This is a genomic window from Bacillus sp. LR--39 (genome assembly GCF_053613335.1).
Genome location: NZ_JBSIOT010000006.1, coordinates 41,606 through 55,165, shown reverse-complemented (window position 1 = coordinate 55,165; position 13,560 = coordinate 41,606). Strand labels below are relative to the sequence as shown.

Here is a 13,560-nt window from a genome sequence, read left to right as displayed (position 1 = left end):
ATCAAACTCTCCGATAAAGTAGTTTGACTGACTACGCACATCGCTGTGCGATTTATTTAAAACTTTGAATTAACAGGTACGTTTTGTCTTGTTTAGTTTTCAAAGATCATTTTGTCTTTCGTTCAAGCGACTTTATTATTTTATCTTATCAATCTCTTGAAGTCAATAACTTTTTAAATTTCTTTTTTTTCGTCAGCGCCTTGTTTAGCGGCAACGAATAATAATATACCACCTCGCAAATAATAGTGCAATAGTTTTTCAAAAGAAAATCAAAAAAGTTTTATGAGCGGCTTGTTTCTAAAAAAGCGCCGTACTGCGATAAGCAGAAACGGCGCCTTCCCTTTTATTAGCGTTGTCTCATTTGAGGGAATAATAAAACGTCTCTGATAGACGGAGCATTTGTTAACAGCATGACAAGGCGGTCGATACCGATACCCAATCCCCCGGTCGGCGGCATGCCGTATTCAAGAGCTTCAACGAAGTCTTCATCCATCATATGCGCTTCATCGTTTCCTTCTTCTCTTTCTTTTAATTGCGCTTCAAAGCGTTCCCTCTGGTCAATAGGGTCATTCAGCTCCGTAAACGCATTAGCGTGCTCACGGCCGACGATAAACAGCTCAAAACGGTCTGTAAAGCGAGGGTCCTCCGGATTTTTCTTAGCAAGAGGAGAAATCTCTACAGGGTGGCCGTAAATAAATGTAGGCTGAATGAGTGTTTCTTCAATTTTTTGTTCGAAGAATTCATTGATGATATGACCTACCGTCATTGAATTTGTGATCTCGATACCATGCTCTTTTGCATGACCGCGCGCTTCTTCAACAGTCATCTCATTCCAGAAATCTACACCTGTCGCTTCTTTGACCGCATCTACCATGTGGAGTCGTTTCCATTCAGGTTTCAGATCAATCTGCTCTTCTCCGTACTGGATTGTGGTGCTTCCAAGCACTTCCTGCGCAATATGTGCTACGAGGTTTTCCGTAAGACTCATAATATCTTTATAATCGGCGTACGCTTCATACAGCTCGATCATCGTGAATTCAGGGTTATGGCGTGTAGAAACACCTTCATTACGGAACACACGGCCGATTTCGTAGACTTTTTCCAATCCGCCGACAATCAGGCGTTTTAGGTGCAGTTCAATCGCAATACGCATATAAAGAGGCATGTCGAGCGCGTTATGGTGCGTGATGAACGGGCGTGCAGACGCTCCTCCCGGTATGCTGTGCATCGTAGGTGTTTCAACTTCTAAGTATCCATGGTCATCTAAGTATCTTCTCATCGCTTGGATGATTTTGCTGCGTGTGATAAACGTTTGTTTGCTGTCAGGGTTTACGATGAGATCGAGATAGCGCTGGCGGTAACGCTGTTCAACGTCTTTTAACCCATGATATTTATCAGGAAGAGGACGCAGTGCTTTTGTCAGCAGTTCAAAAGATGTCGCTTTGACAGAAAGCTCGCCTACGTTTGTTTTGAAAACTTTCCCCGTGATGCCGATAACGTCTCCCAGGTCTGAAGATTTAAAGATTTCATATTGTTCTTCGCCGACACTGTCTTTTCTTACGTAAATTTGAATTTGACCTTCTAAGTCCTGCAGATGCGCAAAGCCGGCTTTCCCTTTTCCGCGCTTTGTCATCATACGGCCTGCAATGGTCACTTCGATCGCTTTTTCTTCCAGTTCTTCTTTAGAAAGATCCTGGTAGGCGTCAATGATCTGTTGAGATTGATGCGTTCTCTCGAAACGTTCGCCGAAAGGGTCAATGCCGTTTTCTCTCAGCTGGTTCATTTTATCTCGTCTGACTTGCAGCTGGTCGTTCAATTCCTCATGATTTTGCTCTTCTTGACTCATTGGTATCACTCCGTTACATTTTGTTTTCACGAAAAAGCAGAAAAACTGCCAGCGGCAAGCTGGCAGTGAGCAGCAATAGAGGGTGTATATTAACCTACTTTTGCATCTTGAAGCTCTTTTGCCTCTGCTTCGGCGGTAAATGCATCTAAAAGCTGCACAACTTCTTCACGCGTCTCACATTGGTTAATTTCGTTGCGTACATTCGCATTGCCTCTGACACCTTTCAGATACCAGGCAGCGTGTTTTCTCATTTCTCTGACTGCCACATTTTCGCCTTTTAACTTAATCAGGCGATCTAAGTGCAGTTTGCATACCGACATTTTTTCACGGACTTTCGGTTCGTCTTTTAACTCACCGGTTTCAAGGTAGTGCACCGTACGGTAAATCATCCACGGGTTGCCGAGTGCGGCCCGGCCGATCATGACGCCGTCAACTCCTGTTTCCTCAAGCATGCGTTTCGCGTCCTGAGGCGTTTTGACATCCCCGTTTCCGATGACGGGAATGGAGACGGATTGCTTCACTTCTTTAATGATATCCCAGTTCGCAGTGCCTTCATACATTTGCACTCTTGTGCGGCCGTGCAGGGCAACGGCTTTTCCGCCGGCACGTTCAACGGCTTGGGCATTTTTCACTGCATAAATGTGCTCTTCATCCCAACCCATTCTCATCTTCACTGTAACCGGCTTATCAACAGCATCTACTACTGCGGATACCATTTCATAAATCTTATCAGGATCGAGTAGCCATTTGGCGCCCGCATCGCATTTTGTAATCTTGGGTACGGGACAACCCATGTTAATATCAATAATATCAGCAGTCGTGTTTTGATCTACAAACTTCGCCGCTTCCACAAGGGTTTCCTTTTTTCCTCCAAAAATCTGAAGGCTGAGCGGTTTTTCACGTTCATCAATGTAAAGCATCCCCATTGTTCTTGCGTTGTTGTAAAGAATCGCTTTGTCACTGACCATTTCAGCGCATACCAATCCGGCTCCGAATTCCTTTACAGTCAATCTGAACGCTGAGTTGCAGACACCGGCCATAGGGGCAAGCACGACCCGGTTTTTCAATTGAATATCACCGATTTTAAACATTTTTCCCCTCCTTTCATTATTTGTCTATTTTTCAGGCGGGGCCAATTCGTCCGCACTTATATTTAAAACATCTGCCGCATCTTGAATGATGGCATCTGACGGCAATCGGTTTCCGCGTTCAATTTCACCGACAATAGAAACTGATACACCTAATGCTTTTGCAAATCCTTCTTGAGTATAACCTTTCAGCTTTCTGAATGCACGAATTCGCCTACCCCAGATTTCTGCTTCCATACTCTTACACCTTCTTGGTTTGTTTCAGCGCTTACCGTGATATGATCCGCCTGCGGACATATTTCTTTTAACGGCGCAAGGACAAATAAGCGCTCATACATTCTCGGATGCGGAACAATCAGCCGCTCTGTTTCAATATTTTCACGATTATACAGCAAAATGTCAAGGTCTGCCGTCCGCGGTCCCCAGCGAATCTCTCTCGTTCTGCCTAATTCAGCTTCAATGCTCTGCGTTACGTCAAGAAGTTCAAAAGGAGATAACGCCGTTTTCACTTCAACCGCCATATTGAGAAACTGATCTTGATCCTCATAGCCGACGGGATCTGTTTCATATATGGAGGACACCTTTGACACCGTCACGCCATGATGACGGCTGAGCATGGCCACTGCCTGGCGCAAATAATGTTCACGGTCGCCCATATTGGAACCGAGGCCGATATATGCCGTATTGTTCATGATTTCTTTCTCGTCATTTCTATGGCTACTGATTTATAATGGCCAGGAATCGGCGGGTCAGGCTTAACAACCTTTACCGTACATTGCTGCACCGGCTCAAATTTCTCAAGGACGGTGTCTGCGATCCGTTCCGCAAGGGTCTCGACCAAATTAACGGGCTCGCCCTCAACGATGCCGCGGCAGACACTGTACAATTCCGCATAGTTAATGGTATAAGAAAGGTCATCCGTTTTTCCCGCTTTGCTCAAATCCAGTTCGGCAGTCAGGTCTACTTTGAAGCGCTGGCCGAGTTTGTTTTCTTCTTCGAATACGCCGTGATATCCGTAAAACTCCATACCTTCTACATATACTTTATCCATAATGTACGCCTCCTTTGTTCAACATAGCATCCATCATCTTAGTCATTCTTGCGATCTCTTTGACATCGTGCACCCTCACAATGTCGCAGCCTTTCTGGACGCCAAGGCATACTGTCGCTCCCGTTCCCTCGGCACGTTCTTCAGGGGGAAGGTCAAGCACACGGCCGATGAACCTTTTTCTCGATGTCGCCAGGAGCAGCGGATAACCTAACCCGCTGAACACCTCCAGCTTGTTCATGACAGCCAGATTGTCCTCATAGTTTTTCGCAAAGCCGATCCCCGGATCCAGAATCATGTTTTCATCTGTGACGCCGGCTTCTGCGGCAATTTTTACGCTTTCCATCAAGTCTGCAAGCATATCAGGAATAAGATCGTTGTAGTTTCTTTCCATGCGATTATGCATTAAGATAATCGGAACCCCGTGTGCGGCGGCTACTGACGCCATGTCAGGATCACCTTTCGCCCCCCAGATGTCATTAAGGATAGAGGCTCCCGCTTTGACCGCTTCGTCTGCCACGGACGCTTTATACGTATCGATTGAAAGCGGAATGTCCAGCTCGCTTGTAATCCGTTCTATGACGGGGATGACTCGTGACATTTCCTCATCAGCCGACACGAGTGATGCGCCGGGCCTTGTCGATTCGCCGCCGATATCTATGATATGCGCCCCTTCTTCAGCCATCTTCGCCGCATGCAGAAGCGCCCTTTCCGTACTGTCGTATTTGCCGCCGTCTGAGAAGGAGTCTGGCGTTACATTTAATATCCCCATAACGAGCGTCTTCTCTTTATAGGACAGAGCGCCTTTTTTTGTATGAATCAGTTTAGGCTGTTCAATTGTTTGCTGCGCCATTTTGTTCCTCCTCCTGTACATTCATTTTGTTTATTTCCTGCTGATACTGCTTACAGAGCAATTGCACCGTTTTTCCGCTCATTCCGGGCAGCGGAACTTCCTCTATTTTAGAAAACGGGATGATTTCAAGCACGGAGTTTGTCAACCATGCTTCATCTGCTTCAAGCATTGATTGAAAACGGAATCGGCCTTCGGTGACTTCTGTCCCCTGCCGTTTCAATTCATCAATGACAAACTGTCTTGTTACCCCATCGAGAATTCCCGTATCCAAAGATGGCGTAAAGACCTTGTCTCCTTTTCGCCAAAACACGTTGGAGACAATGCCTTCCGCGACATCTCCTTCTCCGGTCAGGAAAATCCCTTCAAGATTAGGATCATTCCCGATCTCCCGTTTAGCGTACATGTTGTTTAAATAGTGATGGGATTTTAACCGAAAAGTTCCTTCAGGCGTATTTCTCCGGACAGAGAGAAGCCTGCCTTCTTTTTGAACAGGCAGAGTTTCCGGATTGAGCCGGTTGACGAAACAAAGGACGGTCGGCTTTTCATAAGTCTGCGCGGCAAACCCCTTATCGCTGACGCCTGCCGAGATGTTAAGCCGGACACGCGCGCTGCCGTCCTTTATGTCATTGAGGTGCAACAGTCTCCGAAGCATATCAAGCAGCTCCTGTTCGTTCACCTCATATGCAATCTGCAGATCCCGAAGCGCCCTGTTGAGCCTGGCGACATGCGCATCCGGCAGAAACGGCCGGCCGCTGTAAAGCCTGAACGTCTCGAACGCGCCGATCCCGTACAGATAACCATGGTCAAAAGGAGAAAGCGCCGCTTCTTTCTCCTCTATATATTGACCATTCAAATATATAATCACACCGACACTTCCTTTTTGCGGTGTGTCTCTATAAAGTTTCTGAGCATCTCTTTGCCGAAGGAGGTCATGATGGATTCCGGATGGAACTGAACACCTTCAACAGGCAGCTCATGATGGCGGATTGCCATAATTTCTCCTTCTTTGGTTTGAGCGGATACCGTAAAACAATCCGGCAGCGTGTCCGCTTTGACAATAAGTGAATGGTACCGGGTGGCGACCAGCGGATTTTGCAGGCCTTTAAAAATCGTCTGGCCGTCATGCATAACTTCTGACGTTTTGCCATGCATGAGCCGCTCTGCTCTGACGACATCGCCGCCGAATACTTGCGCAATCGACTGATGCCCGAGACATACGCCGAAAATAGGAATACTGCCGGCAAAATGTTTGATGGCTTCGAGGCTGATCCCCGCTTCAGCAGGACTGCACGGCCCGGGAGAAATCATTAAGAAGTCCGGACCCAGCTCTTCAATCTGCTCAATCGTAATCTCGTCATTCCGTCTGACGATCAGTTCCTCCCCGAGCTCACCCAAATATTGAACCAAGTTGTACGTAAATGAATCATAATTGTCAATCATTAAAATCATCTCTGCTCACCTCGTCTGATTTTTTGTCTCTTCTTCACTCAGCTCTAACGCCTTTTTCATCGCAAAAGCTTTTTTGAACGATTCCTTGTATTCATGCTTCGGAACCGAATCAATAACCACTCCTGCTCCGGACTGCATAAAAGCATGTCCGCCGGCTGCATAGATCGTCCGGATCACAATGTTAAACTGCAAATCTCCGTTGAATCCGAACCAGCCTATAGATCCAGTATAAAGCCCCCGTCTTGTCGGCTCAAGCTCTTCTATAATTTCCATCGTTCTCACTTTGGGCGCTCCCGTGATGGTGCCCCCCGGGAACACCGCATGAATAATGTCTGTCGCGTCATATCCGTCCTGCAGCTCTCCCTGTACGTTTGACACGATATGCATGACGTGGGAATACTTTTCGATCGCCATAAACTCGTTAACCCGCACGGAGCCGTAGCGCGATACGCGCCCGAGGTCATTGCGCTCAAGATCAACAAGCATGACGTGTTCCGCACGTTCTTTTTCGTTGTGAATTAATTCATCAGCCAAAGCCTTGTCTTCAGCATCGTCTTTTCCTCTTGAACGCGTACCCGCGATCGGTCTCGTTTCAAGCTTCTTCCCCTTCTTTGTCACCAATAGCTCCGGCGACCCGCATATCACTTGAAACCCCGGTGTCTCGAGATAGGCCATGTAAGGAGACGGATTGACGTTTCTCAAGTGTTTATACACCTCATACGGATGAACGGATAAAGACTGAGACTGCCTGATGGACAAATTAACCTGGAACACATCGCCGCTCGCGATATATTGTTTAATTTGTTCTACAGCCTGTGAAAATCCTTCCTCAGTGAACGGAGCGGCGTACGATCCGTCCCCATTCCGATTCAGCGGTGAAAAAGGCTCGTCCGCCGTTTGGAGGGAACACCACATGTCCTCTAAGCCGGACAGCTTTTCTTTTGCAAGATCCGCTTCTTCCGCTTCAGTATGGGTAATGAGCCATAACGCCTCTTCCTCATGGTCATAAACGGCCACATCATCAAAAACAAGAAAGTAAATATCGGGTGTTTCCAGATCATCTAACGACAGCATCTTAAAATTCTCAATATATCGGGCATAGTCGTAACTGATAAAACCAATCGCACCGCCCTGAAAGTCCGGAAACTCAACGTTTGTTTCCGTTCCGAGCGTTCCAAACCATTCATGAAAGGCCCGCAGCGGGTCACCTTCTTTAAACAGTGTTTCTCCCTCATGCTTGATCGTAGTAATTCCGTCTTTCCCTCTGACGGACGCAATCGGATCTAGACCGGCTATACTGAATCTTCCCCCTCTCGCGCTTTCGAGCAGAACATGCCGTTTTCTCGATTTCGAAAGGTTTTCATATCGCTGTAAAAATGCTTGTTTCGTAAAAGGTATTTTTCTTCCTGCCGGTCTGCGTTGTGCCATCATATCAATCCTCTGCTTCGTTTTACTGTAGTTTTATTTTAAAGCAATCACACTGGTGAAAAAAGTGAATTTCACTTCCAACCATAAAATTCGAAACGTTTTTTGGATTTTCGATGCTTCAGGCACAAAAAAACTCCCGGATACAGCCGGGAGCCGTGTGTATGTCTCTATTCAAACTGATAAAGCGGTGTGCTTAAGTAACGTTCTCCGTTACTAGGGATGATCGCAAGCACTTTCTTGCCTTTCCCGAGTTTTTTCGCGATTTCCAGCGCCGCGTAAATGGCCGCTCCGGAAGAAATGCCGCCGAGAATCCCTTCTTCTTTTGCCGTTTTACGGGCATATTCAAATGCATCCTCATTTTTGACGGGAATGATTTGATCATAGATGTCCGTATTCAATGTTTCAGGGACAAATCCCGCTCCGATACCCTGAATTTTATGCGGGCCCGGTTTTCCGCCGGAAAGAACCGGAGAATCAGCCGGCTCTACCGCATAGATTTTGATGGATGGATATGCTTCTTTCAGCACTTCGCCCGCTCCCGTGATGGTTCCGCCGGTACCGATTCCGGCCACGAACGCATCAAGCTGGTCGTCACCAAACTGTTCTACGATTTCTTTCCCCGTCGTTTGACGGTGAATTTCCGGGTTTGCCGCATTGTTGAATTGCTGAGGCACAAAGTATCCGTTTTCCTCCGCAAGTTCTTCCGCCTTTTTAATGGCGCCCTTCATTCCTTCTGCGCCGGGAGTCAGCACAAGCTCCGCTCCGTATGCGCGCAGCAGATTGCGTCGTTCCATACTCATTGTATCAGGCATAACGAGAATGGCTCTGAGACCTTTAGCCGCTGCCACCATCGCAAGACCGATCCCTGTATTTCCGCTTGTCGGTTCAATGATTGTGTCGCCGGCTTTTAATTTTCCTTCTTTTTCAGCCGCTTCAATCATCGCCGCTCCGATACGGTCTTTTACGCTGCTGCCCGGATTCATGTATTCAAGCTTCAGATATACATCTGCACTGTTTTCATCCGTCAGGCGATTCAATTTCACAATAGGAGTATTTCCGATTAGTTCAGTAATAGAATTTGCAATACGCACCATGTTGGACACCTCAATTTCCGACTAAATTTATTGGTATTATAAATATAAGTTATCAATTTCAAAATTTTTTGTCAATCATTTAGTTCTTTTTTCCCCGTAGAACCAAGAGACCCCCGCCTCTTTCCACAGCGTTTTGACTGTCGCCTTGTCACCTAATTGATCCATCGCGATCTGGCGTCTGATTTGACTTCTCACTTCATTGTATGAGAAAGTTCTTGCTTTAAGCTTTTCTTTCAGCTGAATGACGGCATATCCTGAAGAAACTTTAATCGGTTCAGCGGACCATTCATCTTCTTTGAGATTTTTAGCTTCTGTGATATATGCCTGCGGGATATTTTCCTGGTTTTCTGTCACAAAGCCGAGGTCTCCGCCATACTGAGACGTGTATCTGTCCGTGGAACGCTCAGCGGCGACGGCTTCAAAGCTGGAACCGCCTTTCAAATCAGCAAGCACCCTGTCCGCCTCTTCCTTGTTTTTGACGACAATGTGCCTGATTCTGTAGGAATCATCGAAATGGTACAGTTCTTTATTTTTATTATAAAATGATTGCATTTCCTTATCCGATATATCGATGTCCTTCGTCAGCAGTTCTTCAAGAAGAATGTTGTAGCGGATCTGGTCTCTCCATTCTTTTTCGGTAATATGGCTGTCTTCATAAAATGAATTATTCACCGCTTTGATTAAAAGAAATTCACGTTCCAATTCGGTGTTTGAAACTGTGAGTTTATTCTTTTTCGCAAGTTCTTCCACTACTTGTGCATTAATCATGTCTTCCAGAGTTGATTTTCCGTACTCGTCTTCCATCTTTTTCATCCAGTCCTGCCGTGTGATATGTTTATCACCGATTGTCGCGATGGATTCTTCAGATGACCCTGCAGCTTGGGATTTTGTTAACTTATACGCCACTGCTACACTGCATACCAACAGCGCCGCTACAATAATCGTCAAAAGTGTTCTCGATTTCAAAATCTACCCCATCCCTTTTACAAAATAGAACAACCCGCTAAAGAGCTAGCGGGTTGTTTCGTCACGAAGCTCTTCCAGTTCTTCTTTTGTAAATAAATATTTCTCATTACAAAAATGGCAAACCGCTTCGGCTTTTCCGTCTTCTTCTATCATATCTTGTATTTCTTTTTTGCCTAGTCCTAAAATGGCCGTTTCGAATCGATCTTTTGAACAAGAACAGTGAAATTTGACCGGCATTGTTTCGAGAACGTCCGGTTTTTGACCCAGAACTTCTTCTAAGATTTCTTCCGGTGTCAGGCCTTTTTGAATCAATTTTGAAATCGGTTCGATTTGAGATAATTGCTTTTCAATTGTTGAAATGGTTTCTTCATCAGTCCCCGGAAGAAGCTGAATGATGAACCCGCCCGCAGCGAGAATCGTGTTATCAGGATTTACTAGAACACCTACGCCGACAGATGAAGGGACTTGTTCAGAAGAAACAAGGTAATACGTGAAGTCATCACCGAGTTCACCCGAGACAATCTCTACTTGCCCCGTAAAATAATCACGCAAGCCCAAATCTTTTACGACACTGAGTGTTCCGTCAGTTCCGACCGCCCGTCTGACATCCAGTTTCCCTTGTTCATTGAGGTCAAAATGAACGTGCGGGTTTGATACGTATGCTCTTACCTCACCCTTTGCGTTCGCATCTGCGACAATGGCTCCGATCGGGCCGCCGCCTTCTATTTTGACTGTCAGCTTATCTTCACCCTTAAGCATCGCTCCGAGTATCAGAGACGCTGTCATCGTCCGGCCGATTGCGGCTGATGCCGTCGGCCACGTGTCATGCCTTCTTTGCGCTTCATTTACCATATCTGTCGTTCTGGCTGCATAAGCCCGCACTTTACCGTCATATGCAATTGCTTTAATTAAATAATCCATCGTTTACCTCCTATACGTGACCCACGCGATTTCGCTCATAAATGATTTCCAGCCCTTTTAAAGTAAGAAACGGGTCAACAATATCAATACAGTCTGATTCGTTTGCGATTAATGACGCAAGCCCCCCTGTCGCAATGACTTTCGGTTCTTGTGTGGCCTGCCATTTCATCCGCTTTACAATGCCTTCAACTTGTCCGACATAGCCGAAAAGGATGCCGGACTGCATGGCGCTTACCGTGTTTTTGCCGATGATATTGTCCGGTCGGGCGATTTCAATTCTCGGAAGCTTGGCCGCGCGTGAGTACAGCGCTTCCGTTGAAATTGTAATGCCGGGAGCAATCGCGCCGCCCATGTATTGTTTGTTTTCATCGATGTAGCAATACGTCGTCGCCGTTCCGAAATCAACAACAATTAAGGGGCCGCCATACTGCTGAATCGCCGCAACGGCATTGACGATTCTGTCAGCTCCCACTTCTTTCGGATTGTCATATTTTATATTTAAACCTGTTTTCATTCCCGGGCCGACAACCTGCGGCTCGATGTGAAAGTATTTTGTGCACATTCTTTCTAAAGAGAACATAATCGGCGGCACTACGGATGAGATGATAATCCCTTCAATCTGTTCAAACATCAGTCCGGAATGTTCAAATAAGGAGCGGAGCAGCATGCCGAATTCGTCTTCTGTTTTGTGCCTGCTCGTTTCTATGCGCCAATGATATTCTAGTTCCCCATCATGATATACACCAATCACGGTGTTGGTGTTCCCCACATCTATAACCAGTAACAACCTCTATCACCACTTTTGAATAGTTTCTAATCATAACATTTTCAACATTCTACAATACCATACACGATCTGCGGCTCTTTTGTAAACAAAACGAAACCAGTAAAAAAACCGCCGGTATACGCCGGCGGTTTTTATATCAGAAAGCGAACTATTCTTTCGGCTCGTCTTTCTTTTCGTCTTCTGTTTTAGACAGGATGTTTACTTTCACATCGTCTTTTTGAAGATGGTCATCTGAGAAATTGCGCTCAGGGAGTTTTCCGTGATCCACGAGATGCTTGATTTGTTCCGCATCTAATGTTTCCACATCAAGCAATGTCTGAGCAATCAATTCAAGCTTATCGCGATTTTCAGTCAGGATGGTTTTCGCACGCTCATAACATTCTTTAATGATGCGCTGAATTTCCTGATCGATTTCGTAAGCGATCTGATCACTGTAGTTTTGCTCGTTGTTGAAATCCCGGCCCAGGAATACTTGACCGCCTTGAGATTGACCGAACTGAAGCGGTCCGAGTTTTTCTGACATACCGAACTCTGTCACCATTCTTCTGGCAATGTTCGTTGCCCGCTGGAAGTCATTGTGAGCCCCCGTGCTGACTTCGCCGAAGATAATTTCCTCCGCAACACGTCCGCCCAGAAGACCGACAATTTTATCGAGAAGTTCAGGTTTTGTCTGGAAGTAACGGTCTTCTCTCGGAAGCATGACCGCGTATCCGCCCGCCTGCCCCCTTGGAACGATCGTTACTTTATGAACCATATCGGCTTCATCCAGCACAAGTCCGATAACGGTGTGACCGCCCTCGTGGTACGCCACGATATTGCGTTCTTTTTTCGAGATGACGCGGCTCTTCTTCGCAGGACCCGCAATGACACGGTCCGTTGCTTCATCAATGTCGCGCATATCAATTTTCTTCTTGTTTTGACGGGCAGCAACGAGTGCCGCTTCGTTAAGAAGGTTTTCTAAATCTGCGCCTGAGAAGCCAGGTGTTCTTGAAGCGATTGCTTTTAAGTTCACCGTCTCATCAAGCGGTTTGTTTCTCGCATGCACCTGCAATACGGCTTCACGGCCGATGACATCCGGACGGTCTACCGTAATCTGACGGTCAAAACGTCCCGGACGGAGCAATGCAGGGTCAAGAATGTCCGCACGGTTTGTCGCAGCGATAATAATGATTCCTTCATTCGCACTGAAACCGTCCATCTCTACAAGCAGCTGGTTCAGCGTCTGTTCGCGTTCATCATGCCCGCCGCCAAGACCGGCGCCGCGCTGACGTCCTACCGCGTCGATCTCATCAATGAAGATCAGGCAAGGCGCATTCTTTTTCGCATTTTCGAATAAATCACGCACACGGGAAGCACCGACACCGACAAACATTTCAACGAAGTCAGATCCGCTGATGCTGAAGAAAGGAACGCCCGCTTCACCGGCTGAGGCTCTCGCAAGCAATGTCTTACCGGTTCCCGGAGGTCCGACCAGCAGCACGCCTTTAGGGATTCTGGCGCCAAGCTCGGCGAATTTGCGGGGATCTTTCAGAAACTCAACAACCTCAACGAGCTCCTGCTTCTCCTCATCCGCGCCGGCTACATCTTTAAACTTCACGCGTTTCTTTTCTTCCGTATACAGCTTCGCTTTGCTCTTTCCGAAGTTCATGACACGGCTTCCGCCGCCCTGAGCCTGATTGAGCAGGAAGAAAAACAGAATAAAGATGATGACAAACGGAATGATCGTCGTTAAGAACGTCACCCACCCGCTTGTTTCCTGTGCGGGATCAACTTTTACGTCCGTCTTTTTAATTGCGTCAAATATCTGGTCTGCTCCTTTTCCTTCAGGAACATGTGTTAAAAAGTACTGGTCTTTGTCGTATTTTTTCAGCTGTCCTTTTACCTCATAAACACCTCTGACAGGCTGAACCGATACGCTATCAACTTTCCCTTCATCGAGGTTCTTGATAAACGTACTGTACGACATATTTTCTGTTTTCGGGTTTGAGGTCTGGAAGTAACTCACAACCCCGATTACTACTAATAAAATAAGTAAATAAAAAATGGTATTACGGAAGACCCGATTCATTCCTTACCTCCT

The 13,560-nt window shown here is 46.5% G+C and carries 14 protein-coding genes; all 14 read right to left on the bottom strand.

Annotated elements, in window-relative coordinates; all coding sequences use genetic code 11:
- Positions 1 to 346: 346 nt before the first annotated feature.
- Positions 347 to 1,846, bottom strand: a complete 1,500-nt coding sequence (lysS, locus tag ACWHAR_RS18925; RefSeq protein WP_032872208.1) for a lysine--tRNA ligase — start codon at positions 1,844 to 1,846, stop codon at positions 347 to 349.
- 89 nt (positions 1,847 to 1,935) lie between these two features.
- A complete protein-coding gene (gene dusB / locus ACWHAR_RS18920) occupies positions 1,936 to 2,937 on the bottom strand; it encodes a tRNA dihydrouridine synthase DusB (RefSeq protein WP_007409948.1) in 1,002 nt (333 codons plus the stop codon).
- A gap of 24 nt (positions 2,938 to 2,961) precedes the next feature.
- Positions 2,962 to 3,171 (bottom strand): helix-turn-helix domain-containing protein, encoded by a 210-nt coding sequence (locus tag ACWHAR_RS18915; protein WP_032872207.1) that lies wholly within the window; start codon positions 3,169 to 3,171, stop codon positions 2,962 to 2,964.
- On the bottom strand, positions 3,123 to 3,626 hold the full coding sequence (gene folK / locus ACWHAR_RS18910) for a 2-amino-4-hydroxy-6-hydroxymethyldihydropteridine diphosphokinase (RefSeq protein ID WP_032872206.1): 504 nt from the start codon (positions 3,624 to 3,626) through the stop codon (positions 3,123 to 3,125). The genes ACWHAR_RS18915 and folK overlap by 49 nt, the downstream gene beginning before the upstream one ends.
- Entirely contained in the window at positions 3,623 to 3,985 is a 363-nt protein-coding gene (gene folB, locus ACWHAR_RS18905; protein WP_003150671.1) for a dihydroneopterin aldolase, read from the bottom strand. The genes folK and folB overlap by 4 nt, the downstream gene beginning before the upstream one ends.
- Complete coding sequence (folP, locus tag ACWHAR_RS18900; RefSeq protein ID WP_007409946.1) at positions 3,978 to 4,835, bottom strand: dihydropteroate synthase; 858 nt, start codon at positions 4,833 to 4,835, stop codon at positions 3,978 to 3,980. Before folP ends, folB begins: the two co-directional genes overlap by 8 nt.
- Entirely contained in the window at positions 4,816 to 5,700 is an 885-nt protein-coding gene (pabC, locus tag ACWHAR_RS18895) for an aminodeoxychorismate lyase (RefSeq protein ID WP_032872205.1), read from the bottom strand. The genes folP and pabC overlap by 20 nt, the downstream gene beginning before the upstream one ends.
- Positions 5,697 to 6,284 carry an aminodeoxychorismate/anthranilate synthase component II gene (gene pabA / locus ACWHAR_RS18890; protein ID WP_032872204.1) on the bottom strand — a complete coding sequence of 196 codons (588 nt, stop codon included), beginning with the start codon at positions 6,282 to 6,284 and terminating at the stop codon, positions 5,697 to 5,699. The genes pabC and pabA overlap by 4 nt, the downstream gene beginning before the upstream one ends.
- A 6-nt stretch (positions 6,285 to 6,290) precedes the next feature.
- Complete coding sequence (gene pabB, locus ACWHAR_RS18885) at positions 6,291 to 7,712, bottom strand: aminodeoxychorismate synthase, component I (RefSeq protein ID WP_032872212.1); 1,422 nt, start codon at positions 7,710 to 7,712, stop codon at positions 6,291 to 6,293.
- Between the two features lie 167 nt (positions 7,713 to 7,879).
- Positions 7,880 to 8,806 carry a cysteine synthase A gene (cysK, locus tag ACWHAR_RS18880; RefSeq protein WP_032872203.1) on the bottom strand — a complete coding sequence of 309 codons (927 nt, stop codon included), beginning with the start codon at positions 8,804 to 8,806 and terminating at the stop codon, positions 7,880 to 7,882.
- Between the two features lie 75 nt (positions 8,807 to 8,881).
- On the bottom strand, positions 8,882 to 9,772 hold the full coding sequence (locus ACWHAR_RS18875) for a peptidyl-prolyl cis-trans isomerase (protein WP_032872202.1): 891 nt from the start codon (positions 9,770 to 9,772) through the stop codon (positions 8,882 to 8,884).
- A gap of 45 nt (positions 9,773 to 9,817) precedes the next feature.
- Positions 9,818 to 10,693, bottom strand: coding sequence for an Hsp33 family molecular chaperone HslO (gene hslO / locus ACWHAR_RS18870; RefSeq protein ID WP_014304205.1), 876 nt, complete (start codon positions 10,691 to 10,693; stop codon positions 9,818 to 9,820).
- Positions 10,694 to 10,703: 10 nt separating this feature from the next.
- Positions 10,704 to 11,480, bottom strand: a complete 777-nt coding sequence (locus ACWHAR_RS18865; protein WP_007409940.1) for a type III pantothenate kinase — start codon at positions 11,478 to 11,480, stop codon at positions 10,704 to 10,706.
- 148 nt (positions 11,481 to 11,628) lie between these two features.
- Entirely contained in the window at positions 11,629 to 13,548 is a 1,920-nt protein-coding gene (ftsH, locus tag ACWHAR_RS18860) for an ATP-dependent zinc metalloprotease FtsH (RefSeq protein ID WP_004264608.1), read from the bottom strand.
- Positions 13,549 to 13,560 lie beyond the last annotated feature (12 nt).